The organism is Streptomyces glaucescens (assembly GCF_002154375.1).
GTDB lineage: Bacteria > Actinomycetota > Actinomycetes > Streptomycetales > Streptomycetaceae > Streptomyces > Streptomyces glaucescens.
Window position 1 is genome coordinate 1 of sequence record NZ_MUND01000498.1, and the last position, 786, is coordinate 786.

Here is a 786-nt window from a genome sequence, read left to right on the forward strand (position 1 = left end):
GAGTCGGTTCGGGGGGTGCCGGCGCGGGCGGCGGCAAGTGGAAGCTGCCGGTGTCCGACATGCCGGTGCCGGGGGGCCGTGGGGGAGCGAGCGGCTGCCGAGGCGCGGAGTGCGCGTTCCGGGAGGGCTCCTGGCTCGGGTCCACCGGCTGCTGCGGTACGTCGGTCCAGGACGGCACGGAGGACGTGCCGGGCCAGGGCGAGCCGGAGAGGGACTGGGGCATCGAGTCGTCGCCCGATTGCGCGGCGGTCCTCGGAGCGAGCGTGGTGCGCAGGCCGGCCGCGGTCTTCAGCGGGCCGTCCGGGTCGAACCCGTCCGGCAGCGGGCCGAGTTGATCGAAGATCTCGATCAGCTCGTCGTCCGGGCCGGGCTCGGGAAGGAGCTCCGCGGCGGCGGCGAGTGCCTTGCGCGCCCCGGTGGCCGTGCGGAAGCGGGCGTGCGGGTCCGGTTGCAGCAGCGTCGCCACGACCTGCCACAGCGGCTCGGGAATGCCCTTCGGCGCCCCGGGCGTCCCCAGCTCCGCGAAGTACTGCAGCAGAGCCTTGACGTCCGGCTTGGCGCCCTGCAGCAGATACAGCGCGACGAGCCCCACGGCGAACAGATCCGCGGGGAAGTCCGGCTCGGCGCCCATCATCTGCTCCGGCGCCAGGTAACCGGGCGTTCCCACCACGAGATGGGTCTCGGTCAGCCGCGGCTCGCCGAACCGCATAGCGATGCCGAAGTCGGACAGCCGCAGCCTCGGCCGGCCGGTGCCGGTCGCCTCCAGCAGGACGTTGGCGGGCTTGA

The 786-nt window shown here is 73.9% G+C and carries 1 protein-coding gene; it reads right to left on the reverse strand.

What is annotated here, in order from left to right:
* A partial coding sequence (locus CCN42_RS29395) for a protein kinase domain-containing protein (RefSeq protein WP_422641200.1) occupies positions 1-786 on the reverse strand: 786 nt, incomplete at both ends.